Origin of the sequence: Streptomyces sp. NPDC058579 (assembly GCF_042718575.1) — a bacterium.
Taxonomy (GTDB): Bacteria; Actinomycetota; Actinomycetes; order Streptomycetales; family Streptomycetaceae; genus Streptomyces.
Window position 1 is genome coordinate 472,938 of the sequence record NZ_JBHXPI010000001.1, and the last position, 21,804, is coordinate 494,741.

General features: G+C 70.8%; 20 protein-coding genes and 1 tRNA gene. 8 read left to right on the forward strand and 13 right to left on the reverse strand.

Annotated elements, in window-relative coordinates; translation table 11 throughout:
• Positions 1–92 precede the first annotated feature (92 nt).
• Both ACFWRO_RS02230 and ACFWRO_RS02235 read right to left on the reverse strand, forming a co-directional pair.
• A complete protein-coding gene (locus ACFWRO_RS02230) occupies positions 93–1,874 on the reverse strand; it encodes an SDR family oxidoreductase (RefSeq protein WP_384503446.1) in 1,782 nt (593 codons plus the stop codon).
• Positions 1,871–2,719: a M24 family metallopeptidase gene (locus ACFWRO_RS02235; RefSeq protein WP_384503448.1), complete on the reverse strand. Its 849-nt coding sequence runs from the start codon at positions 2,717–2,719 to the stop codon at positions 1,871–1,873. Before ACFWRO_RS02235 ends, ACFWRO_RS02230 begins: the two co-directional genes overlap by 4 nt.
• Positions 2,720–2,967: 248 nt before the next feature.
• Between ACFWRO_RS02235 and ACFWRO_RS02240 the strand changes: the two genes are divergently transcribed.
• Genes ACFWRO_RS02240 through ACFWRO_RS02255 form a run of 4 tightly spaced genes read left to right on the forward strand, consistent with a single transcriptional unit; the run spans position 2,968 to position 6,471 of the window.
• Complete coding sequence (locus tag ACFWRO_RS02240; protein WP_384503733.1) at positions 2,968–3,936, forward strand: ABC transporter ATP-binding protein; 969 nt, start codon at positions 2,968–2,970, stop codon at positions 3,934–3,936.
• Complete coding sequence (locus tag ACFWRO_RS02245) at positions 3,933–4,829, forward strand: ABC transporter permease (protein ID WP_384503450.1); 897 nt, start codon at positions 3,933–3,935, stop codon at positions 4,827–4,829. The genes ACFWRO_RS02240 and ACFWRO_RS02245 overlap by 4 nt, the downstream gene beginning before the upstream one ends.
• Positions 4,826–5,737, forward strand: coding sequence for an ABC transporter ATP-binding protein (locus ACFWRO_RS02250; RefSeq protein ID WP_384503452.1), 912 nt, complete (start codon positions 4,826–4,828; stop codon positions 5,735–5,737). The genes ACFWRO_RS02245 and ACFWRO_RS02250 overlap by 4 nt, the downstream gene beginning before the upstream one ends.
• Before the next feature lie 14 nt (positions 5,738–5,751).
• Entirely contained in the window at positions 5,752–6,471 is a 720-nt protein-coding gene (locus tag ACFWRO_RS02255) for an ABC transporter permease (RefSeq protein WP_362005236.1), read from the forward strand.
• Between the two features lie 63 nt (positions 6,472–6,534).
• On the opposite strand, the gene ACFWRO_RS02260 is transcribed toward ACFWRO_RS02255, so the two are convergent.
• Together ACFWRO_RS02260 and ACFWRO_RS02265 are read right to left on the reverse strand one after the other, a co-directional pair.
• The gene (locus ACFWRO_RS02260; RefSeq protein ID WP_384503454.1) at positions 6,535–7,845 is read right to left on the reverse strand and encodes a CynX/NimT family MFS transporter; all 1,311 of its coding nucleotides are present in this window, start codon (positions 7,843–7,845) and stop codon (positions 6,535–6,537) included.
• Positions 7,842–8,525: a FadR/GntR family transcriptional regulator gene (locus ACFWRO_RS02265; RefSeq protein WP_384503456.1), complete on the reverse strand. Its 684-nt coding sequence runs from the start codon at positions 8,523–8,525 to the stop codon at positions 7,842–7,844. The genes ACFWRO_RS02260 and ACFWRO_RS02265 overlap by 4 nt, the downstream gene beginning before the upstream one ends.
• A 183-nt stretch (positions 8,526–8,708) precedes the next feature.
• Between ACFWRO_RS02265 and lpdA the strand changes: the two genes are divergently transcribed.
• The 3 genes from lpdA (at position 8,709) to ACFWRO_RS02280 (ending at position 11,097) form a co-directional block, all read left to right on the forward strand.
• Complete coding sequence (gene lpdA / locus ACFWRO_RS02270; protein WP_384503458.1) at positions 8,709–10,112, forward strand: dihydrolipoyl dehydrogenase; 1,404 nt, start codon at positions 8,709–8,711, stop codon at positions 10,110–10,112.
• Positions 10,113–10,226: 114 nt separating this feature from the next.
• Positions 10,227–10,847 (forward strand): rhomboid-like protein, encoded by a 621-nt coding sequence (locus ACFWRO_RS02275; protein ID WP_384503460.1) that lies wholly within the window; start codon positions 10,227–10,229, stop codon positions 10,845–10,847.
• A 165-nt stretch (positions 10,848–11,012) separates the two neighbouring features.
• Positions 11,013–11,097: transfer RNA gene (locus ACFWRO_RS02280), tRNA-Ser, on the forward strand.
• A gap of 39 nt (positions 11,098–11,136) precedes the next feature.
• Here the strand turns inward: ACFWRO_RS02280 and ACFWRO_RS02285 are convergent.
• The 9 genes from ACFWRO_RS02285 to ACFWRO_RS02325 all read right to left on the reverse strand — a co-directional run bounded on the left by ACFWRO_RS02285 (position 11,137) and on the right by ACFWRO_RS02325 (position 21,120).
• Positions 11,137–11,943 (reverse strand): HAD family hydrolase, encoded by an 807-nt coding sequence (locus tag ACFWRO_RS02285; protein WP_384503462.1) that lies wholly within the window; start codon positions 11,941–11,943, stop codon positions 11,137–11,139.
• Positions 11,940–13,229, reverse strand: coding sequence for a serine--tRNA ligase (gene serS, locus ACFWRO_RS02290; RefSeq protein WP_384503464.1), 1,290 nt, complete (start codon positions 13,227–13,229; stop codon positions 11,940–11,942). Before serS ends, ACFWRO_RS02285 begins: the two co-directional genes overlap by 4 nt.
• Before the next feature lie 562 nt (positions 13,230–13,791).
• Positions 13,792–14,727 carry a prephenate dehydratase gene (pheA, locus tag ACFWRO_RS02295; RefSeq protein WP_384503466.1) on the reverse strand — a complete coding sequence of 312 codons (936 nt, stop codon included), beginning with the start codon at positions 14,725–14,727 and terminating at the stop codon, positions 13,792–13,794.
• 28 nt (positions 14,728–14,755) lie between these two features.
• Positions 14,756–16,027, reverse strand: a complete 1,272-nt coding sequence (efeB, locus tag ACFWRO_RS02300; protein ID WP_384503468.1) for an iron uptake transporter deferrochelatase/peroxidase subunit — start codon at positions 16,025–16,027, stop codon at positions 14,756–14,758.
• A gap of 6 nt (positions 16,028–16,033) precedes the next feature.
• Positions 16,034–18,028 carry a copper resistance CopC/CopD family protein gene (locus ACFWRO_RS02305; RefSeq protein ID WP_384503470.1) on the reverse strand — a complete coding sequence of 665 codons (1,995 nt, stop codon included), beginning with the start codon at positions 18,026–18,028 and terminating at the stop codon, positions 16,034–16,036.
• 24 nt (positions 18,029–18,052) lie between these two features.
• A complete protein-coding gene (locus ACFWRO_RS02310) occupies positions 18,053–18,538 on the reverse strand; it encodes a copper chaperone PCu(A)C (RefSeq protein ID WP_384503471.1) in 486 nt (161 codons plus the stop codon).
• Positions 18,535–19,272: an SCO family protein gene (locus ACFWRO_RS02315; protein ID WP_384503473.1), complete on the reverse strand. Its 738-nt coding sequence runs from the start codon at positions 19,270–19,272 to the stop codon at positions 18,535–18,537. The genes ACFWRO_RS02310 and ACFWRO_RS02315 overlap by 4 nt, the downstream gene beginning before the upstream one ends.
• A 79-nt stretch (positions 19,273–19,351) precedes the next feature.
• The gene (locus ACFWRO_RS02320; RefSeq protein WP_384503475.1) at positions 19,352–20,122 is read right to left on the reverse strand and encodes a YcnI family protein; all 771 of its coding nucleotides are present in this window, start codon (positions 20,120–20,122) and stop codon (positions 19,352–19,354) included.
• 191 nt (positions 20,123–20,313) lie between these two features.
• Complete coding sequence (locus tag ACFWRO_RS02325; protein ID WP_384503476.1) at positions 20,314–21,120, reverse strand: hypothetical protein; 807 nt, start codon at positions 21,118–21,120, stop codon at positions 20,314–20,316.
• A gap of 221 nt (positions 21,121–21,341) precedes the next feature.
• Between ACFWRO_RS02325 and ACFWRO_RS02330 the strand changes: the two genes are divergently transcribed.
• Positions 21,342–21,788 carry an ATP-binding protein gene (locus tag ACFWRO_RS02330; RefSeq protein ID WP_384503478.1) on the forward strand — a complete coding sequence of 149 codons (447 nt, stop codon included), beginning with the start codon at positions 21,342–21,344 and terminating at the stop codon, positions 21,786–21,788.
• Positions 21,789–21,804: the final 16 nt, after the last annotated feature.

Sequence of the window (21,804 nt, forward strand, 5' to 3'; positions counted from 1 at the left end):
GCCCGATCGCGTTCTCGCACAGTCGGCCCCGCCGTCGTCACCCGGGGCCGCCCGCCAGGGATCGTACGGTCCCTACACCGCCCGTACGACCCTCACGCGGGCGGCTCGAGGCGGGCTATCGCGCGCAGGGCCCTGGGCGCGAGGCGGGACAGGACGTGGGCGCCACGTGCCTCGGGGGTGACGGGGACGACGGCCTCGTTACGCACCACCGCGCGCAGGATCGCGTCCGCGACCTTCTCCGGCGGGTAGTTGCGCAGCCCGTACAGCCGGGAGGCCTTCTTCTGGCGGCGGCTCTGCTCCTCCTCGCCGGCACCGGCGAACCGGGCCGTGGCCGTGATGTTGGTGTTCACGATCCCCGGGCAGATCGCCGAGACGCCGATGCCCTGGTCGGCCAGCTCGGCGCGCAGGCACTCGCTCAGCATGAGCACCGCCGCCTTGGACGTGCTGTACGCGGGCAGGGCGCGGGACGGCTGGAAGGCGGCGGCGGAGGCGGTGTTGACGATGTGGCCGCCCTGGCCGCGCTCGGCCATCTGACCGCCGAAGATCCGGCAGCCGTGGATGACGCCCCAGAGGTTGACGTCGAGGACCTTCTTCCAGTCCTCGCTGGTCGTCGCGAAGAACGAGCCCGAGAGGCCGATCCCCGCGTTGTTGACGAGGACGTCCACGATGCCGTACTCACTCGCGACCTTCGCCGCGAGCTTCTCCATGGCCTGCTCGTCGCTGACGTCGACGATCTCCCCCCAGGCCTCCGGGGCGCCGATCAGCCGGGCCATCTCGGCCGTGCGGGCCGCGCCCTCGCCGTCCCGGTCGACCGCGACGACCCGCGCGCCCGCCTCGGCGAAGGCGAAGGCGGTGGCCCGGCCGATGCCGCTTGCCGCTCCCGTGACCAGCACCAACTGGCCGCCGAACCGCTCGGCGTACACCGGGTCGGCCGTGCTCTTCGCGGCCGTGACAGGGGCCTTGGTCGCCGGGTCCTCGTTGGACCGGACGAACTCGCCGATCCAGGCGGCCAGCTGGTCGGGCCTGGTGCGCGGGACCCAGTGCTTGGCCGGCAGGGAGCGCCGGGTCAGCTCGGGGACCCAGGTGGCGAGGTCGTCGTAGAGCCGCTCGGACAGGAACGCGTCGCCGGTGGGCGTGATCAGCTGCACGGGCGCGTGGGCGTACGCGTCGGCGCGCGGCCGGCTCAGCCGCGGGCGGACGTTGTCCCGGTAGAGCCAGGCTCCGTGCGCGGCGTCGTTCGGCAGCGACGGCGTCGGATAGTCGCCGGCCGGGATCTTCTCGACCCGCTCCAGGAGCTTCGGCCACCGCTTGCCGAGCGGTCCGCGCCAGGCCAGCTCGGGCAGGACGGGGGTGTGCAGCATGTACACGTACCAGGACTTGGCGCCCTGGCCGAGGAGCTGGCCGACCCGGCGCGGGGTCGGCCTGGTCATGCGCTGCTTGATCCAGTGCCCGAAGTGGTCGAGGGAGGGGCCGGACATCGAGGTGAAGGAGGCGATGCGGCCCTCGGTGCGGGGGACGGTCACGAACTCCCAGGACTGCACCGAGCCCCAGTCGTGCCCGACCAGGTGCACCGGCCGGTCCGGGCTCACCGCGTCCGCGACGGCCAGGAAGTCGTCCGTCAGCTTCTCCAGCGTGAACCCGCCCCGCAGCGGCGTCGGCGCCGTGGACCGGCCGTGGCCCCGGACGTCGTACAGCACGACGTGGAAACGCTCCGCGAGCCGGTTGGCGACCTCGGACCAGACCTCCTTGGAGTCCGGGTACCCGTGCACGAGGAGGACCGTCGGCCGGTCGGCATCCCCCAGCTCGGCGACGCACAGCTCGATCCCGCCCGTACGGACCCAGCGCTCCCGCGCCCCCGTCAGTCCCGCGCTCATGCCGCCCCCTCCTCGTTCCAGCGCCGCACGTGCGGCAGGTCGTCGTCCAGCCAGAAAGCGCTCTGCTCCGGGTCCTTCGAGTCGGTGACCACGAGGATCTCCTCGAACTTCGCGCCCGTACCCCGGAACCCGAGGTGCGGCTCGACCGCCCAGAGCCCCGGCTGGGGCGGGTGGTCGGAGAACGTGTACGGCGACCAGAGCGGCGACCAGCCGTCGCGGTGGCCGTGGATCGCGTCGCTCGCCAGGCCCTTGAGCGACTGGGTGCCGAAGCCGAAGAGCGTGGGTGACCAGCGGCGCTCCTTGACCCGGTCGATCTTGTGGGCGATCACGCCGAAGGGATACGCGCGGTGCCGGTTGGCGTACCCCTGGCGGACCATGAGCCGGTCCACGTCCTCGTAGATCTCGCGCAGTGAGCGGCGCTCGCGGACCTCGGTCAGGATCAGCTCGCGGTGGGCCCGCAGATCGGAGAGCAGCTTGTCGTGGACCGGGTTGAGGCCCAGGCAGCCGGAGTAGCCGATGTCCGAGGTGTAGCCCTTGAAGACGGGCGCCATGTCGAGGATGAAGGGCATGCCCGCTTCGAGGCGCCGGTTCGTGGGGAAGAACTGCAGCGGGATCTTGAAGTCGACGAAGGCCGTGCGGTCGCCGAACCAGGCGAAGGGCCGGTGGAACCAGTCCCGCACACCCCGCTCGTACAGCCAGTCACGCTGCATCTTCGCGGCCTCGCGCTCGGTCACGCCCGGTCGCAACTGCGCCGCGACGGCTTCCGCGCACGCGTAGGAGAGGCGCTGCACTTCTCTGAACCCGCGCAGTTCCGCGGTCAGTTCGCTTGCCACTGCTGAGGTCATGCCACCCGTCCGTCCCGTGAACATCCGTGTGCGCTACGTGCCCGTAACGTGACACTGATGAATGTGACAATGCCTGGCGGCTGCGTCAAGGGGTGTGCATGGCCCCTGTGGAAAACTCGACGCACGGGGTCCGGCGAACAACTTTGGTCTCGACTCCCCTACGGGCTTGTACGTCTGGAGTCGGATACGGATCGAGCCGTTGGTCTGACGACTGCTGTGGCGCAGACCACTACCTTCGAACTGTGACTGTGATCGCTACCGAAAGCCTCAGCAAGCGGTTCCCCCGGGTGACCGCTCTTGACCGGCTCTCCCTGGACATCGGGCCCGGTGTGACCGGACTTGTGGGTGCCAACGGAGCCGGCAAGTCCACGATGATCAAGATCCTGCTCGGTCTGTCCCCCGCCACGGAGGGCCGCGCCGAGGTCCTGGGTCTCGACGTCGCCACGTCCGGCGCCCAGATCCGTGAGCGCGTCGGCTACATGCCCGAGCACGACTGCCTCCCGCCGGACGTCTCGGCCACCGAGTTCGTCGTCCACATGGCGCGGATGTCCGGCCTGCCCGCCGACGCCGCCCGCGAGCGGACCGCCGACACCCTGCGCCACGTCGGCCTGTACGAGGAGCGCTACCGCCCCATCGGCGGCTACTCGACGGGCATGAAGCAGCGGGTGAAGCTCGCCCAGGCGCTGGTCCACGACCCGCAGCTGGTCCTCCTCGACGAGCCGACCAACGGCCTCGACCCGGTGGGCCGCGACGAGATGCTCGGTCTGATCCGCCGGGTCTGGACCGACTTCGGCATCTCCGTCCTCGTCACCTCCCACCTCCTCGGCGAGCTGGAGCGGACCTGCGACCACGTCGTCGTCATCGACGGCGGGACCCTGCTGCGCTCCAGCTCCACCAGTGACTTCACGCAGATGACCACGACCCTGGCGGTCGAGGTCACCGACTCCGACACCCACCCCGACGGCACGGCCGCGCTCCGCACGGCCCTCGCCTCGGCGGGCGTCACGCTCCACGCGAGCGAGGAGGAGGGCCTGCCCGGTGCCGGCCACATCCTCCTTGTGGAGGCGGCCGGCGAGGAGACGTACGACCTGGTCCGGGACACCGTCGCCGACCTCGGCCTCGGTCTCGTCCGGATGGAACAGCGCCGCCACCACATCGCCGAGGTCTTCCGGCCCGACGCGCAGCCGCAGAAGCAGGAGGAGGTGTCGGCGCGATGAGCACCCCGGCCCCCGAGACCACACAGATCCACAACATCGGGTACCGCAACTACGACGGCCCCCGCTTCGGCCGCGCCTACGCGCGCCGGGCACTCTTCTCGCAGTCCCTGCGCGGCTCCTACGGCCTCGGCCGCAGCGCCAAGTCCAAGGTGCTGCCGATGATCCTCTTCACCGTGATGTGCGTCCCGGCGCTGATCATCGTCGCCGTCGCGGTCACCATGAAGGCCAAGGACCTGCCGGTCGACTACACCCGGTACGCGATCATCATGCAGGCGGTGATCGGGCTCTTCCTGGCCTCCCAGGCCCCCCAGTCCGTCTCCCGCGACCTGCGCTTCAAGACCGTCCCGCTGTACTTCTCGCGCCCCATCGAGCGCGTCGACTACGTCCTCGCCAAGTACGGCGCGATGGCCTCGGCGCTCTTCGTCCTGACCGCGATCCCGCTGCTGATCCTCTGGATCGGCTCCCTGCTCGCGAAGATGAACTTCGCCGATCAGACGGCGGAGTTCGGCCAGGGCCTTGTCTCCGTCGCCCTCCTCTCGGTGCTCTTCGGCGGCATCGGCCTGGTCATGGCCGCGCTCACCCCGCGCCGCGGCTTCGGCGTCGCCGCCGTCATCGCCACCCTCGTGATCTCCTACGGCGCGGTCTCGACCCTCCAGGGCATCGCGTACAGCACGGACAACGTCGACGCCATCCAGTGGCTGGGCCTGTTCTCCCCGATCACCCTGATCGACGGCGTGCAGACCGCGTTCCTCGGCGCCAGCACCGCCTTCCCCGGAGGGGAAGGAGTCGGACCGGGCGCCGGCGCCGGAGTCGTCTATCTGCTGGTCGTCCTCGCGCTCATCGCCGGCTCGTACGGAGTGCTGATGCGCCGCTACCGAAAGGTCGGGCTGTGACTGTCCTGAACATCGACCACACCTCTCGGTGGTTCGGCAACGTCGTCGCCGTCAACGACGTGACGATGACGATCGGCCCCGGCGTCACCGGACTCCTCGGCCCCAACGGCGCCGGAAAGTCCACCCTCATCAACATGATGGGCGGCTTCCTCGCCCCCTCCACGGGCACGGTCACCCTCGACGGGCAGCCGATCTGGAAGAACGAGTCCGTCTACACGCAGATCGGCGTCGTACCGGAGCGGGAAGCGATGTACGACTTCCTCACCGGCCGCGAATTCGTCATCGCCAACGCCGAGTTGCACGGCCTGGGCGCCAAGGAGGCCCAGCACGCGCTCGCCACGGTCGAGATGGAGTACGCGCAGGACCGGAAGATCTCCACGTACAGCAAGGGCATGCGGCAGCGCGTGAAGATGGCCTCGGCCCTCGTCCACGAGCCGTCCGTGCTGCTGCTCGACGAGCCGTTCAACGGCATGGACCCGCGCCAGCGCATGCAGCTGATGGATCTGCTGCGCCGGATGGGCTCGGCGGGACGCACGGTGCTGTTCTCCTCGCACATCCTGGAGGAGGTCGAGCAGCTGGCCTCGCACATCGAGGTGATCGTCGCCGGCCGGCACGCCGCCTCGGGTGACTTCCGCAAGATCCGCCGGCTGATGACGGACCGGCCGCACCGCTATCTCGTCCGCTCCAGCGACGACCGGGCGCTCGCGGCGGCCCTCATCGCCGACCCCTCCACGGCCGGCATCGAGGTCGACCTCGCCGAAGGCGCCCTGCGCGTCCAGGCGGTCGACTTCGGCCGGTTCACTGAGCTGCTGCCCCGGGTCGCCCGGGAGCAGGGCATCCGACTGCTGACGGTCTCGCCCTCGGACGAGTCCCTCGAGTCGGTCTTCTCGTACCTCGTAGCGGCGTGAAAGGAGCCTGACCGATGTACAACCCCACAGTCGCCCGGCTCACCTACCGGGCCCTCCTCGGCCGCCGGCGGGCGCTGATCCTCTTCGCGCTGCCCGCCCTGCTGCTGCTGATCGCCGCCGCGGTACGGCTGTTCAACGGAGCCGACGACCAGGTCGCGGCCGATGTCCTCGGCGGATTCGCGCTCGCCACGATGGTGCCGCTGATCGGTGTCATCGCCGGAACGGGCGCGATCGGACCGGAGATCGACGACGGTTCGATCGTCTATCTGCTGTCCAAGCCGGTGAAGCGGCCCTCGATCATCTTCACCAAGCTCATCGTGGCGATCGCCGTGACCATGGCCTTCTCGGCCGTGCCCACGTTCCTCGCCGGCATGATCCTCAACGGCAACGGCCAGCAGGTGGCGGTCGCGTACACGGTCGCGGCGCTGGTCGCCTCCATCGCGTACAGCGCGCTCTTCCTCCTGCTCGGCACCGTCAGCCGGCACGCGGTGGTCATCGGCCTTGTCTACGCGCTTGTCTGGGAGACCCTGTTCGGCTCCCTGATCGACGGGGCCAAGACGCTCAGCGTGCAGCAGTGGTCGCTCGCGGTCGCCCAGAAGGTCAGCGGCGAGGGGCTCGTCACCTCGGACGTCGGTCTTCCGCTGGCCGTGTCGCTCCTTGTCGGTGTGACGGTCCTGGCGACCTGGTACGCGGGCCAGAAGCTGCGGACGCTGAAGCTGGCGGGCGAGGAGTAGGAGCAGGAGCAGGGACGGTGGAGGGGCCTCGTGAAGGGGCCCCTCACGCCGTCACCCGGGGCTTCAGACCTTGCGGTCCCTGGCCGCGAGGAGCCCCACGCCCAGGGCCGCCGCGCAGACGCACAGCACCAGGACGATCGGCACCGTCCACGAACCGGTCGCCTGGTGGACCGCGCCGGCGGCCAGCGGTCCGGAGGCCGCCAGCAGGTAGCCGACGGTCTGGGCCATCCCCGAGAGCCGGGACGCGGTCACCGCGTCGCCCGCCCGGAGCACGATCAGAGTGAGGGCGAGGCCGACCGCCCCGCCCTGCCCGACGCCGAGGAGCGCGGACCACAGCCAGGCCCCCTGCACGGGCGCGGTGAGCAGGCCCGCGTACCCCGCCGCGACCAGCGTCGTGACGAGGACGACCAGCGGACGCTGGCTCCGCATCCGGCCGGCGAGCAGCGGCACCGCGAAGGCGCCTGCCACCTGGGTCAGGGTGTTGAAGGCGAAGATCACCCCGGCCGTCGAGCGGCTCATGCCGTGGTCCGTGAAGATCGTCGGCATCCAGGCGATCAGGACGTACGTCCAGAGGGACTGCATGCCCATGAAGAGGGTCACCTGCCAGGCCAGCGCCGACCGCCAGACGCTCCGCGTCCCGGGAGCCGACGGGACGGCGGAGGCCGGCCGAGCCGACGGCACGGCGGAGGCCCGCACCCCGTGTCCCGTACGACTCCCCTGTCGCGCACCGCCCTTGGCAAGCAGCACCTGCGGCAGCCAGGCCGTCGCCGCGAGCGCCGCGAGCAGCGACCAGAAGGCGAGCGACGCCTCCCAGCTCCCGCCGAACGCCTCCTCCAACGGCACCGAGGCCGCCGCGACGACCGTGGCGCCCGCGATCATCGCGCCCGTGTAGAGCGAGGTCATCGACGCGGCCCGGTCGGGGAAGTCCCGCTTGATCAGGCCCGGCATCAACACGTTGAGCAGGGCGATCGCCGTACCGACCAGGACACCGCCGCCGTACAGCGCGTACACCGACGGCAGGACCCGTACGAGGATGCCGGCGCCGAGCAGGACCAGCGCCCCCAGCAGCACCGCTTCGACGCCGAGGCGCCGCCCCAGCCACGGCGCGACGAGCGCGCCCGCGCCGAGGAAGAGGACCGGCACGGACGTCACCAGCGAACTCGCCGTCGACGACAGTCCGAACTCCGCCGCGATCTCCCCCACCAGGGGCGCCACGCTCGCCAGAGCCGCCCGCATGTTGAGCGAGGCCAGCACGATCGCGGCCATGAGCAGCAGCGGATGGGCGAACCACGCCCGCCGCCCGGCGGGCCGGGCCTCCGACGGGCGCACATCATCGAGGACCGGCGTGGGCTCGGTCCCAGGAGCAGCCCTCACCGCGACTCCCCCGTCAGTGCCGCCACCGTCTCCATCGGGACCCGCAGCAGCTCCCGCGCCCCCGCCTCCGCGGCCTCCGCGTCGCCCGACTCGATCGCCGCGACCAGCGCCTCGTGCGCGTCGATGTCGACCGGCGGCATCTCCCGGTCGCCGAGCGCGTCCACGAGCACCTCGTGCACCTGGGTGGAGAAGAAGCGGTACACCTCCATGAAGGCCGCGTTGTGCGTGGCGGAGACGACGGCCAGGTGGAAGGCGAGGTCGGCGTCCGCGTCCCGGTCGCCCTCCTCGCGCAGGGTGCTGAGCGCCGCTCGCAGCCGCAGCAGGTCGTGGGTGTCCCGCCGTACCGCCGCGAGCCGCGCCGCCTCCGCCTCCAGGGCCACCCGCAGCTCCAGGACGTCCCGCGCGCCCGCGTGGCGCATGCCGCGCAGCACGGCCGCGGGGTCGGCGGTCGACCGGACGAAGGTGCCGTTGCCCTGACGCGGCTCGAGAAGCCCCGCGTGCACCAGGACCCGGACCGCCTCGCGGACCGTGTTGCGGCCGACGCCCAGCTGCTCGGCGAGCTCGTGCTCGGTCGGGATGCGCTCGCCGACCGGCCACTCGCCCGCCGCGAGCTGCTCCCGCAGCTGCTCGACGACCGAGTCCACCAGCGAGGTCCGCCCCGCAGCCTTCAGCGCCGCCATCACCACTCCGTCCACTCATTCGCCCGATTGCCCGGTCATCCTACAACTGCCTGCAACTGACCCTCACCCGCCCCGCCTGCCTGTCCGCCTGCCCTCCCCGGTCCCCAGGGCCGCCCGAAGGGCGCCGGACTACTGTGGGCCCGTACGGGACACGAACACCCTCACCACCCTCGGGAGTCAGTCATGTCAGACCGCTTCGACGTCGTCGTACTCGGAGCTGGCCCCGGCGGCTACGTCGCCGCCATCCGCGCCGCCCAGCTGGGCAAGCGGGTCGCGGTCGTCGAAGAGAAGTACTGGGGCGGTGTCTGCCTGAACGTCGGCTGCATCCCCACCAAGGCGCTGCTGCGCAACGCCGAACTCGCCCACATCTTCAACCACGAGGCCAAGACCTTCGGCATCAAGGTCGACGGCACCGTCTCCTTCGACTACGGCGAGGCGTTCAACCGCAGCCGCACGGTCGCGGACGGCCGGGTCAAGGGCGTCCACTTCCTGATGAAGAAGAACAACATCACGGAGTTCGACGGCCGGGGCACCTTCCTCGACGCGAACACCCTGCAGGTGAACAAGGCCGACGGCACCGCGCAGACGATCACGTTCGACAACTGCATCATCGCCACCGGCGCCACTCCGCGTCTGCTGCCGGGCACCGCCCGCAGCGAGCGCGTGGTGACGTTCGAGGAGCAGATCCTCGCCGAGGACGTGCCGCAGTCGATCATCATCGCGGGCGCCGGCGCGATCGGCATCGAGTTCGCGTACGTGCTGCACAACTACGGCGTGAAGGTCACGATCGTCGAGTTCCTCGACCGGATCGCGCCGCTGGAGGACGCGGACGTCTCCAAGGAGCTGGCGAAGCAGTACCGCAAGCTCGGCATCGACGTCCTCACCTCGACCCGCGTCGAGGCGATCGACGAGTCCGGCCCGCAGGTCCGTGTCACGGTCACCGGCAAGGACGGCGCGCAGAAGGTCCTGGAGGCGGACAAGGTCCTGCAGGCCATCGGCTTTGCACCGAACGTCTCCGGCTACGGCCTGGAGAGCACCGGTGTGGCGCTCACCGAGCGCGGCGCCATCGAGGTCGACGGCCGCTGCCGCACCAACGTGCCGCACATCTACGCCATCGGTGACGTGACCGCGAAGCTGATGCTCGCGCACACCGCCGAGTCCATGGGTGTCGTCGCCGCCGAGACCATCGGGGACGCCGAGACCATGGAACTCGACTACCCGATGATCCCGCGCGCCACCTACTGCCAGCCGCAGATCGCCAGCTTCGGCTGGACCGAGGCGCAGGCGCGGGAGAAGGGGTACGACGTCAAGGTCGCCAAGTTCCCGTTCACCGCGAACGGCAAGGCGCACGGCCTGGGCGACTCGACCGGCTTCGTCAAGATCATCGCCGACGCGCAGTACGGCGAGATCATCGGCGCCCACCTGATCGGCCCCGATGTCACCGAGCTGCTGCCCGAGCTGACGCTGGCGCAGCAGTGGGACCTGACGGTCAACGAGGTAGCGCGGAACGTCCACGCGCACCCGACCCTGGGCGAGGCCGTGAAGGAAGCGATCCACGGTCTCGCGGGACACATGATCAACTTCTGATTGGTTTCTCCCAGCTCGGGGTGATAGGCACGGAATGTGCCGCGTGAACCCCTCCCCGCTGCCGTACCTGGTGGCGAGCCGGGTGGCGAACCGTCCCGACCGATCAGGTCGTGGGTGCGTTCGTCACCCGGTACGCATCTGTGGCTGCTCGTCATCGCGATCACCAGCCTGGTCATCGCGCTGTCCTCCGACGGCCTGGAGCACTACCTCCTCCACCGCAACAGCAGCAACCTCTACCAGCTCTCGCACCACCCGGTCCGGGCGCTGCTCGGCAGCGCGTTCTGGATCGCCGACCCGGCGGACTTCGCCCTGTACGCGGTGCTGTTCGAGGTCTTCCACGCGCCGGTCGAGCGCTGGCTCGGCACACTGCGCTGGTTCGTCGTGGTCGCCACCGCGCACATCGCGGCGACGCTCATCAGCCAGAAGGTCGTCCTGGAGGCGATCCAGGACCACGACGTGCCGCGCAGCATGGCGCACGTCGTCGACATCGGGGTCAGCTACGGGCTCGCGGCCTCGATCGGCATCCTGACGTACCGGATCCCGCGCCCCTGGCGGTGGCTCTACCTGGCGGGAGCGGTGGCCTTCTTCGCCGTACCGCTGTGCACGAGTCATACGTACACGGATCTCGGGCACGCGATCTCGCTGGCCATCGGTCTTGCCTTCTGGCCGCTGACGAGGGGCGTCGGCCCGCGCGGTAAATCATTGGCCTACGAAGCTCCGCCGCCCGCACACTAGTTGTGCGGGAGACACCCGCCACGAGACCGGGGAGGAGCACGACCATGACCGACACCAGTTCGAGCCGGAGTTCGAGTCCGTCGAGCTCCCTGCAGGGCGGCGCCCCCTAGCGCCGCCGGGGCGGCCGCTTCGAGCGCGCGGGTTCTCCGCGCGGGCCGCCCACCCGGAGGATTGGCCGAGTGGTAAGGCAGCGGCTTGCTAAGCCGTAGTCGGGGTCACCCCCGCGCGCGTTCGATCCGCGCATCCTCCGCGCAACCCTGAAGCCTGTACTAAGGATGGGCTCACCGCCCTACGCCGCGAGCAGGCGCTCCAGGACCACCGCGATGCCGTCGTCCTCGTTCGAGGTCGTCACCTCGTCGGCGACCGCCTTCAGTTCGTCGTGCGCGTTCGCCATCGCCACGCCCCGCGCCGCCCAGCCGAACATCGGGATGTCGTTGGGCATGTCGCCGAAGGCGATCGTGTCGGCCGCCTTCATGCCGAGACGGCGGGCGGCGAGCGAGAGGCCGGTGGCCTTGCTCAGACCCAGCGGGAGGATCTCCACGACGCCCGGGCCGGCCATGACCACGTCCACCAGGCTGCCGATCGTCCGCCGGGCGGCCCCCGCGAGCTCGTCGTCGGAGAGCGTGGGGTGCTGGATGTAGACCTTGTTCAGCGGGGCGGACCAGAGCTCCGCCGGGTCCTCGAACGGGACGTACGGCAGCGGCCCCTCCTGCACCCGGTACCCGGGGCTGACCAGCACCTCGCCGTCCAGGCCGTCGCGGCTCGCTGCCAGGGCCAGCGGGCCCACCTCGGCCTCGATCTTCGACAGCGCCAGGCCCGCCAGCTGCCGGTCCAGGGTCACCGAGGTCAGCAGCCGGTGCTCGCCCGCGTGGTAGACCTGCGCGCCCTGACCGCACACCGCGAGCCCCTCGTAGCCGAGGTCGTCGAGGATGTGCCGGGTCCAGGGGACGGACCGGCCGGTGACCACGATGTGCGCGGCCCCCGCCGCCACCACGGCGGCGAGGGCGTCACGCGTACGGTCCGAGACCGACTCGTCGGCGCGCAGCAGCGTGCCGTCGAGGTCCGTCGCGACGAGCTTGTACGGGAAGGGGCTCACTTGGAGATCGGCTCCAGGACCTCACGGCCGCCCAGGTACGGCCGGAGCACCTCCGGCACGCGCACGGAGCCGTCCGGGAGCTGGTGGTTCTCCAGGATCGCCACGATCGTGCGCGGTACGGCGCACAGGGTGCCGTTGAGCGTGGCCAGCGGCTGGACGACCTTCTTGCCGTTCCGCTCGTCGCGCATCCGCACGGACAGGCGGCGGGCCTGGAAGCCGTCGCAGTTCGACGCGGAGGTCAGCTCGCGGTACTTGCCCTGCGTGGGGATCCACGCCTCGCAGTCGAACTTGCGCGAGGCGGAGGAGCCGAGGTCGCCGGTGGCCACGTCGATGACCTGGAAGGGCAGTTCGAGGCTGGTCAGCCACTGCTTCTCCCAGTCCAGGAGCCGCTTGTGCTCGTTCTCGGCGTCCTCGGGAGCGACGTACGAGAACATCTCGACCTTGTCGAACTGGTGGACCCGGAAGATGCCCCGGGTGTCCTTGCCGTACGTGCCGGCCTCGCGGCGGAAGCACGGCGAGAAGCCGGCGTAGCGCAGCGGCAGCTTGTCGGCGTCGATGATCTCGTCCATGTGGTACGCCGCGAGGGGCACCTCGGACGTGCCGACGAGGTAGAAGTCGTCCTTCTCCAGGTGGTACACGTTCTCCGCGGCCTGGCCGAGGAAGCCGGTGCCCTCCATGGCGCGCGGGCGGACCAGCGCGGGGGTCAGCATGGGGATGAAGCCGGCCTCGGTCGCCTGCGCGATCGCCGCGTTGACGAGGGCCAGTTCCAGCAGGGCGCCGACGCCCGTGAGGTAGTAGAAGCGCGAGCCGGAGACCTTGGCGCCGCGCTCGACGTCGATGGCGCCCAGCGCCTCGCCCAGCTCCAGGTGGTCCTTGGGCTCGAAGCCCTCGGCCGCGAAGTCGCGGACGGTGCCGTGCGTCTCCAGGACGACGAAGTCCTCCTCGCCGCCGACCGGCACGTCCGTGTGGACGATGTTGCCGAGCTGGAGCAGGAGGGCGCGCGCGGTCTCGTCGGCCTCGTTCTGCTCGGCCTCTGCGGCCTTGACGTCGGTCTTGAGCTGCTCGGCCTTCTGCAGGAGCGCGGCGCGCTCCTCGGGGGAGGCCTTGGGGATCAGCTTGCCGAGCGCCTTCTGCTCGGAACGGAGTTCGTCGAAGCGGACGCCGGACGACCTGCGCCGCTCATCGGCGGAGAGCAGGGCGTCGACGAGTTCGACGTCCTCTCCACGGGCGCGCTGGGAGGCGCGAACACGGTCGGGGTCCTCACGGAGCAGGCGAAGGTCAATCACCCCACCAGGCTACCGGTGCGGGCTCGCGCCACCCCACCCGATATAGCCGCGCGTGTCACTTTGCCCGAATTGCCGGTATTGGGAAATGCTCGCCCTATTCGTCAATAAAGGGCACAAGGACCCCCGAAAAGGGGCGGATCGGTGTGCGTTCTTGACCGAACCGCCCTGTGGATCAAGGGACTTCTCTGGACTTCTCCACAGTGGGGGCGAGCCCCGTGAAGTTTTCCACAGGCTGTGCGGAACTTCTGTGGATGGTGAACGAATTCCTGGGCGTAATGATGATCAAACCTGCTGCGCACACTCGTCCGAGTGGGAATTCCTCGCTCTAAAGAGTTGATCAATGGAACGGGGGTGACGCGGGCTGATCTGCGCCCTGTGGGTGAACGGATGCCGACTGGGGCGATTTGTCGACCTTGGCGGAGCGCCGTATCGACTTGTCCCCAGGGCGGGCGAGGCGCCTGTGGATAACTCTGTGCGGGAGTCGAAAATATGCAGGTAGGACTAGCGGTCTGTGCCTGTGGACGACCGCCCCCGGCAGAGGGGGCGGTGGGGCACGATCGCTTCAGGCCCGACCGTCCTGGGCCCTCGCCAGCCAATCGGAGGCCGCCATGAACTCCGCGTCCGACGTCCCGCGCCGCAGCGCGGCCACATCGCCCCTCGCGACGCCCGCCCGCGGGTACGACCCGAGGAAGCGCACCTTCGGGCAGATCCGCTTGAGCCCCATCAGCGCCTCGCCCACGCGCCGGTCCGAGATATGGCCCTCGGCGTCCACGGCGAAGCAGTAGTTCCCGATGCCGGCGCCCGTCGGGCGGGACTGGATCAGCATCAGGTTCACCCCGCGCACCGCGAATTCCTGAAGCAGCTCGAGGAGGGCACCCGGATGGTCATCACCCAGCCACAGCACCACCGACGTCTTGTCCGCCCCGGTCGGCGCCGAGGGCCGGGCCGGCCGGCCCACCAGGACGAAGCGGGTCTCGGCGTTCTCCGCGTCGTGGATCTCCGTGACCAGGGCCTCGAGGCCGTAGGTCGTCGCCGCGAACTCGCCCGCGAAGGCCGCGTCGAACCGGCCCTCCTGCACCAGCCGGGCACCGTCCGCGTTCGAGGCCGCCGACTCCCACAGGGCCTCGGGCAGGTGGGCCCGCAGCCAGTTCCGTACCTGCGGCTGCGCCACCGGGTGACCGGTGACCGTCTTGATCTCGCCGAGCGTGGTCCCCGGCCGCACGAGCAGCGCGAAGGCGATCGGCAGGAGCACCTCGCGGTAGATCATCAGCGGTTCGCCCGAGGCCAGCTCGTCCAGGGTGGCGGTGACCCCGCCCTCCACCGAGTTCTCGATCGGTACGAGCGCGGCAGCAGCCTCTCCGTTGCGTACCGCGTCCAGGGCGGCCGGGACGGAGACCATGGGGACGAGTTCCCGGGTCGCGGCCTCGGGCAGCGTACGCAGCGCGGCCTCCGTGAACGTGCCTTCGGGGCCGAGATACGTATACCGGGTGGCTGACATACGGTCACCCTAATAGGCGCGGGCCCGCTCAGGACTCCAGAAGCCGCTGACCCACGTATTCGCCCTCGGCGGCCCCGCCCGGCACGGCGAACAGGCCGCTCGCCTCGTGCCGGACGAAGGGCGAGAGCGCGTCGCCCCGGTCGAGCTTGCGCTGCACGGGCACGAAGCCCCGGAGCGGATCGGCCTGCCAGCAGATGAAGAGCAGCCCCGCGTCGGGTGTGCCGTCCGTACCGATGCCGTCGTGGAAGGAGAAGGGACGCCGCAGCATGGCGGCTCCGCCGTTCTGTTCGGGGGCGGAGATCCGGGAGTGGGCGTTGTCCGGGATGACGAGCTTGCCGTCGGCGCCGGTCTTGTCGAGGTCGAGCTCGGTGGTCTCGGTCCCGCCGGTCAGGGGCGCGCCGTCGGACTTCCGCCGGCCGATCACCTTCTCCTGCTTGTCCAGCGGGAGCCGCTCCCAGTCGTCGAGCAGCATGCGGATCCGCCGGACGACGGCGTACGAGCCTCCGGCCATCCACTCCTGCGCCCCCGAGGCGCCCTGGGGGACGAAGATCCGCTGGTCGAAGTCGGGTTCGGAGGGCTTCGGGTTGCCGGTGCCGTCGACCTGGCCCATGAGGTTGCGGGCGGTCATCGGCTTGGCGGTGGCTCCCGCCGAGCGGTTGAAGCCGTTCATCTGCCAGCGGACCTTCGCGGCAGCGCCGGCGTCCTTCTGCAGGGCGCGCAGCGCGTGGAAGGCGACGAGGGCGTCGTCGGCGCCGATCTGCACCCAGAGATCGCCCTCGGACCGCTTCGGGTCGAGCGCGTCGGCGGAGAAGGCGGGCAGCGCGTCGAGCTGCTCGGGGCGGCGGGCCGTGAGTCCCGTACGTCCGAAGAAGGAGTAGCCGAAACCGAAGGTGACCGTGAGAGAGGAGGGACCGGCATCGAGGGCGATGCCGGTGTCGTCGGCCGAGGGCTCGCCCGCCATCAGGGCCTTGGCCGTCGTCGACCAGCGGCGCAGCAGCGCGGCGGCTTCCTTGCGGCCGGCGCCCGGCGCCAGGTCGAAGGCGATCAGATGACCGCGTGACTGGAGAGGAGTAGTGATCCCCGCCTGATGTTTCCCGTGAAACATCGCCTCCGTCGCACCGACCGCGGTCAGCGCGGTGGCACCGTGCGCGCCGGAGGCCGAGGAGCCGGAGTCGGCGGCGGCCGCGTACACCCCGGCGCCGCCTGCGGCGCCGAGCGCGAGACCGGCCGCGCCCGCCGCGCCGACCGTGCCGAGGAGCCGCCGTCGGGAGATCTCAAGGTTGTCGTCGTCGTTGCTCACGAAAGGTCAGCCGATCTTCACGTTCTTGTCGATGGTGGTCTGGTCGATGTCGGAGGTGCGCACCGTGACCTGGATCTGCCACTCGCCGGCCATCGGGATCTGCACCCCGCTGGCGCTCCAGTGACCGGCCTGGACGCGGTCGGGGACGACCGGCAGAGGACCGATGGCCTTCGCCTTCAGGGTGAAGGCGACCTTCAGCTCGGGAACGTCCAGCGGGCGGGAGTCGGGGCCGTCGACGAATACGTGCAGCGCGTTGGCGCCGGTCCGGCCCGGGTCGAGGCTGAGCCGTACGGTCCCCTTGCCGTTGACGCCCCCGGTGTCGAAGGGCAGCCGGATGTCCACGGGCCGCTCGGGCACGGCGGTCGAGCCCGAGGCGGACTGCGAGCGCCCGGCCTCTTCCTCCGTACGGCCGGGCTCGGTCGACGTCAGGACCGTGGTCACAGCGAGCAGGACCACGGCGACGACGGCCTCGGTCAGGACGGAGCGGCGCAGACCGGTCCGCTCGGGGTCGGCGTCGCGGTCCCGCTTGGTGCGCGCGGTGGCGACGGCGGCCCGCTGCCGGGCGAGCTGGGCCGCGCGTACGGGGTCGATGTCGTCGGGCCCGGTGGTGCCGGACGCCTGGTCCTTCTCGGAGTCCTTGCCTTCCCCGGACTCCTGGACGTCCTCGGCCGTCTCCTCGGCCCCGACCGTCTCCTCGGCCTCCGGCGATTCCTCCGCCTCGGCCGTCTCCTCCGTCCCCGCCTTCTGTGCCTCCGCCGGGGCTCCCAGGCGTTGGGTCCAGCGGCGGGATATCCAGGCGATGCCCAGCAGGACGGCCACGAGGCCGATCTTGACCAGGAGGAGCTGGCCGTACGCCGTGTCTGTCAGGGCGGACCAGGAGCCGACCTGTCGCCAGGACTGGTAGAGCCCGGTCGCCGCCAGGACGACGACCGAGCCGAAGGCGATCTTCGAGAAGCGCTCCACCGCGGCCCGCTCGATGCCGGGGGCCCGGTACAGCGCGACGAGCAGTGTGGTGAGGCCGCCCAGCCAAGCGGCCACCGCCAGCAGGTGCAGGAGGTCGACGGGCATCGCGATGCCCGGCTGGATGCCGGTGGAGGCGTGCTCGGCGAGGGCCCAGGTGCCCGCGATGCCGGCGGCCACCACGGTGCCGCCGATCGCGAGCCCGAAGGTGAGGTCCTTCTTCTCCTTCGGGTCCGTCCGCTTGGTGTACGCCCCGAAGAGCACGGCGACGAAGAGCGCGGCCGCCCCGAGCAGCATCAGCCGGGAGATGAGCGCGGCGCCGGTCTTCGTCTCCAGGACGGACTTGAGCCCGCCGAGGTCGAAGGCGTCGCCGAGCTCGCCGGAGCCGGTGTACGGGTTGCGCAGCAGCAGCATCACCAGGGTGGCCGCGGTGAGCGTGAGCCAGCCCCGGACGACCAGCCGCTGGATGGGCCGGACGCTCGCGCCGCGCGGCCAGCAGGCGAGGACGAAGGCGCTGCCGCCGACGAGGACGGTGAAGGCCGCGTACGAGAGATAGCGGGCGATGCCGTAGAGCGCGCCGACCGGTCCGCCGCCGACCGTCTGCTCGGGGAGGGCGACGGAGGTCTCGGAGGGGGCGCCGACGGAGAAGGTGAAGGCGCCGGCGACGGGGTGGCTGTCGGCGGAGACGGCCTGCCAGGCCACGGTGTAGGTGCCTTCGGGCAGCCCGGAGCGGAGGCCGACTCCGTACCGGATGATGTTGGCGCTGCACAGGTCGCGGATCTCTCCGGTGTCGACCCGGTTCCCGGCGGGATCGAGGACCCGGATCGAGTCGCCGCCCATGGCGACCTGCTCGGAGAAGGTGAGGTTGACGTCCTTGGGGGCGGTGGCGACCACCGCCCCGTCCTGCGGGTCGCTGCTGGTCAGCGCCGCGTGCGCGGACGCGGGGGCGGCGCCGGCGAGCAGCGCGCCGAGGAGCGCGGCCGCGACGAGCAGCAGCCGGGCCAGGGCGGTTCCGAGGCGCGGGGCGGTGGTGGTGGGCATGTGTGTGTCAGTCCCTCAAGTAGCTCAGTGCTGCTTCGGGTTGTGGGTGGCGGCCTCGACAGGCAGGTCGACCTTGATGGGTTCGGCCTTCTCGAAGTGCAGCTCGATGCTGACCTTCTCGCCCTGCTTCGGCTTGGTCTTCAGCCCCATGAACATGATGTGGTTGCCGCCACGTTCGAGGTCGAGTTCGCCGTTCGCGGGGATGTCGAAGGACTTCACCTGCTGCATCTTCTGGTTCTTCGTCTCGTGGATCTGGACGTCGTCCGAGATCGGGCTCGTGACGGAGGTGAGCTTGTCGGCGGTGCCGCTCTCGTTCTTGATGGTCAGGAAGCCGCCGGCCATGTCCATCACGGGCTGCGGCATGAACGCGCCGCTGACCTTCAGTTCCGGCTTGCCGTCGGCCCCGGCGGCGCCGTCGGCCGAGCTGTCGGAGGAACATCCCGACAGCGCGAGGGCGGCCGTCAGAGCGATGGCGGCGGAGGCGGACAGGACGGTGGTGCGGCGGTTCACGGGTTCTCCCCCTTGATGAGCTTCGGCAGATCCTTGGCGTAGTCGTCGACGGTCGTGTCCTCGCCGTACAGGACGTAGCCCTGGTCGGTCGTGGGCGAGAACGCGATCACCTGGGCTCCGTGCATGGAGACGACCGAGCCGTTCTTCTCCTTCTTCGCGGGGGAGATGCCGATGCCCATCTTCAGGGCGCCCGCCTGGATCGTGGAGAAGTCGCCGGTGAGGCCGACGAACGACGGGTCACCCGCGGCGGGCAGCCACTTGGCCAGCTCGGCCGAGGTGTCCCGCTCGGGGTCGGTGGTGACGAAGACGACCTGGAGCTTGTCCTGGTCGGCCTTGGGGAGCTGCTTCTTCGCGACGGCGATGTTGCTCATCGTCAGCGGGCAGACGTCGGGGCAGTGCGTGTAGCCGAAGTAGATCAGCGTCGGCTTGCCCTTGGTCCGCTCGCGGAGGTCGAACTTCTGGCCCGTGGTGTCCGTGAGGACGAGGTCGGGCTTGGTGAAGGGGCGGTCGAGGACGGTCGCCGCCTTGTCGCTGCCGCTGTCGCCTTCGGCGGAGACCTCGGCGACGGCTCCGTTCCCGGAACCGCCGGCCTTGTCGTCTCCGCCGCCGAGGCCGACCGCGACCGTCACCGCGAGGGCGGCGACGATCGCGACGGCGGCCGCGATCAGGGGTGCGCGGCGGCTTGGCCTGGCCCGCTCGTCGGTGGCCGGGTCGGCCGATTTCTGGACTGACATGGAATGTGCTCTCTCGGCTCTCTCGTGTCTCTTGTGACTCGCGTGTCCGGCTGGTCTCTCTGCGCTCTCAGGCCCAGGGTCAGGCCGAGCGGCGACGGCCGGCGAGCAGGCCGAAGGCGACGCCGGCGACGCCGACGAGGATGCCGACGACACCGAGCACGCGCGCGGTGGTGTCACTGCTGTCGGACGCGGAGGAGGCGGACTCGGTGTGGCCCTTCTCGTCCTTGGCCTTGGCGTCCGACTTGTGGTCGTGACCGGCCTTCTCGTCGGCCTTGGCGTCCGTCGCCGCGCCGCCGCCGTGGTGGTCGTCCTTGGCCGCGGAGAGCTTCAGGACGGGAGCGGGGTGCTCGGGCTCGGCGGCACCCTCCTTGGCCTCCTCGATCCAGCGGACGACCTCGTCGTTGTCGTAGGTCTGGATGGCCTTGATGACGAGCTGGTCGGCGTCCTCCGGCAGCTGGCCGAGGGAGAGCGGGAACTGCTGGAACTGGCCGGGGCCGATCTTCGCGCCGCCCTCGGCGGTCCAGGTGACCTTGGTGACGGCCTCGTTGATGGTCTTGCCGTGCAGCTCCAGCGGCTTGGCGAGCTTGGACTTGGTGACCTCGGCCTTCCAGCCGGGGACGGGCTGCGGCATCACGGAGGCGAGCGGGTGGTCGGCCGGGAAGTTGACCTCGACCTTGACGGTGGAGGCGTTGTCGCGCTCGTTGGGGACCTTGACGTTGACGGTCGCGTAGCCGCCCTTCGCGGCCTCGCCCTGCGGCTGCACGCCGACGTGCGCGAAGGCGGTACCGGAGAGCAGCACGACGGAGGAGAGGGCGATGCCGCCGGTGACGGCGATACGGGAAACGTTCATGGCAGAAGACACTCCAGCTCGGGAGAGGGGTCGGGGCTCCGGCACGCCGACGACCGGAGGCTTGCGATCCGGGTACGTGCGGGTGCTGGTGGTACGGGGGCCGGTCGTACGCGAACGGCGAGATCCGGGTACGGCGTACGAAGGGCAGCGGGCGGGTCCGCCCTCGATGAGCGGTCCGCGAGCGGTCCGCGTCAGGCCGCGAGGGCGAGGGCGGAGGCAGGCGGCCCGCGCCGGATGACCGTGTGCTGGAGTGCCTCGGCGCCGGACGGCGGTGAGGCGGCGTCGCCGGTCCTGGCGGGCCGGCGCGGCTCGGCCGCCGGAAGCCCCGGAAGGCCGGTGAGGAGTGCCCGTACGAGCGTCAGCGCGGCGCGCAGGGAGCGTACGAGGGCGCATTCGGCGAGCTCGGTCGCCCCGTGCGCGGAGAGCCGGGCGAGCCGGCGGAGGGCCAGGTCGCTGCGGCGCAGCAGCCAGCCGGTGGCGAGCGCGGCCAGCAAGTGGCCGAGCACCATCGGCAGGTTGGGCAGCAGGTCGCCGCTCTGAGCAGCTGCCCCGGTCGCCAGCTGGGCGGCGTGGCCGGGGTGCGCGTGGGTGGCGGCGGCGGTCGGGTCGAGACCCGCGTCGGCGAGGATCCGGCTGGCGTCGGCGGCGCTCATGGAGGTCGCGGCGGGGCCGCAGACGAGCTTCGCGGCCATCCGGATCAGCGCGTCGTCGGTGGCAGGACCCAGGGCCGAGACCGAGAGCGGCCGCTGCCCGAGTCCGAACAGGACGTGCAGTCCGAGCTGTCCGCCGGCCAGGGCCGCGACGATGACGGGCAGCGAGCGCTCCCGTCCGGCGAAGAGCACGGTGACGCCGAAGATCAAGAGGAATCCGGCGACCAGAGTCCACAGGGCGATCCCCGCGCAGGCGGCGATCGCGTGCCCGAGGCCGGACAGCACGACGCAGACCGCGGTGAACACCGCGGCCCTCAGCAGACGTGGCGCGAGCGCGGGGGCAGACATGGCGGGAGCCATCATCGCACCAGGCCCCGGCCCTCCATGCGGCAGGTCCGTAAGATCGCTTTTCAGCCTCTTCGGGCGTGACATACACCGGCGCACGGTGTGCGCACATCCGCTGAACGAGCGCTCTTCTGGCTCCCAGGGGCTTACGGACCCCTCGTCGTGGCAATAGGTAACGGTATGTCGCGCCGCAGCATGTCGAGCCGCAGCCAGGAGGCTGAAGCATGAGCATCTGGTGGTCCCTCCATCTGAGGCGCGAGGCCGCGAGCGTCCCGCTCGCCCGGCGGCTGCTGCTCGGCACGATGGAGACGGCCGGGGTCGACCCCGATGTCTCCTACGACCTGTCGGTGGCCCTGACCGAGGCGTGCGCGAACGCCGTGGAGCACGGCGGAGCCACCGGTTCCGGCCCGGCTTCGGAGGCGTACCGGGTCACGGCCTATCTGGACGGCGAGACCTGTCGTATCGAAGTGGCGGACGCGGGGCCGGGCTTCGCCGGCGTGGCGCCCCCCGCTGCCGCCGTCGCCATGGACGCGGAGAGCGGGCGCGGGCTGCGGCTGATCGAGGAGCTCGCCGACCATGTCCACTTCGGCCGGACGGGCCGGGGCGGGGCGCTGGTCAGCTTCGACAAGATCGTGAAGTGGCGCGCGGACGCGCCGTTGGCACTGACCTGAAGCAGCCGGCCTGAAG

Bases quoted from the DNA above. Each gene is read 5' to 3' on its own strand.
- ACFWRO_RS02305 (WP_384503470.1), bottom strand. From the start codon at position 18,028: ATGCCCACCACCACCGCCCCGCGCCTCGGAACCGCCCTGGCCCGGCTG.
- ACFWRO_RS02325 (WP_384503476.1), bottom strand. From the start codon at position 21,120: ATGTCTGCCCCCGCGCTCGCGCCACGTCTGCTGAGGGCCGCGGTGTTC.
- ACFWRO_RS02235 (WP_384503448.1), bottom strand. From the start codon at position 2,719: ATGACCTCAGCAGTGGCAAGCGAACTGACCGCGGAACTGCGCGGGTTC.
- ACFWRO_RS02230 (WP_384503446.1), bottom strand. From the start codon at position 1,874: ATGAGCGCGGGACTGACGGGGGCGCGGGAGCGCTGGGTCCGTACGGGC.
- pheA (WP_384503466.1), bottom strand. From the start codon at position 14,727: ATGTCAGCCACCCGGTATACGTATCTCGGCCCCGAAGGCACGTTCACG.
- lpdA (WP_384503458.1), top strand. From the start codon at position 8,709: ATGTCAGACCGCTTCGACGTCGTCGTACTCGGAGCTGGCCCCGGCGGC.
- ACFWRO_RS02255 (WP_362005236.1), top strand. From the start codon at position 5,752: ATGTACAACCCCACAGTCGCCCGGCTCACCTACCGGGCCCTCCTCGGC.
- ACFWRO_RS02265 (WP_384503456.1), bottom strand. From the start codon at position 8,525: ATGGCGGCGCTGAAGGCTGCGGGGCGGACCTCGCTGGTGGACTCGGTC.
- ACFWRO_RS02330 (WP_384503478.1), top strand. From the start codon at position 21,342: ATGAGCATCTGGTGGTCCCTCCATCTGAGGCGCGAGGCCGCGAGCGTC.
- ACFWRO_RS02320 (WP_384503475.1), bottom strand. From the start codon at position 20,122: ATGAACGTTTCCCGTATCGCCGTCACCGGCGGCATCGCCCTCTCCTCC.
- ACFWRO_RS02315 (WP_384503473.1), bottom strand. From the start codon at position 19,272: ATGTCAGTCCAGAAATCGGCCGACCCGGCCACCGACGAGCGGGCCAGG.
- ACFWRO_RS02245 (WP_384503450.1), top strand. From the start codon at position 3,933: ATGAGCACCCCGGCCCCCGAGACCACACAGATCCACAACATCGGGTAC.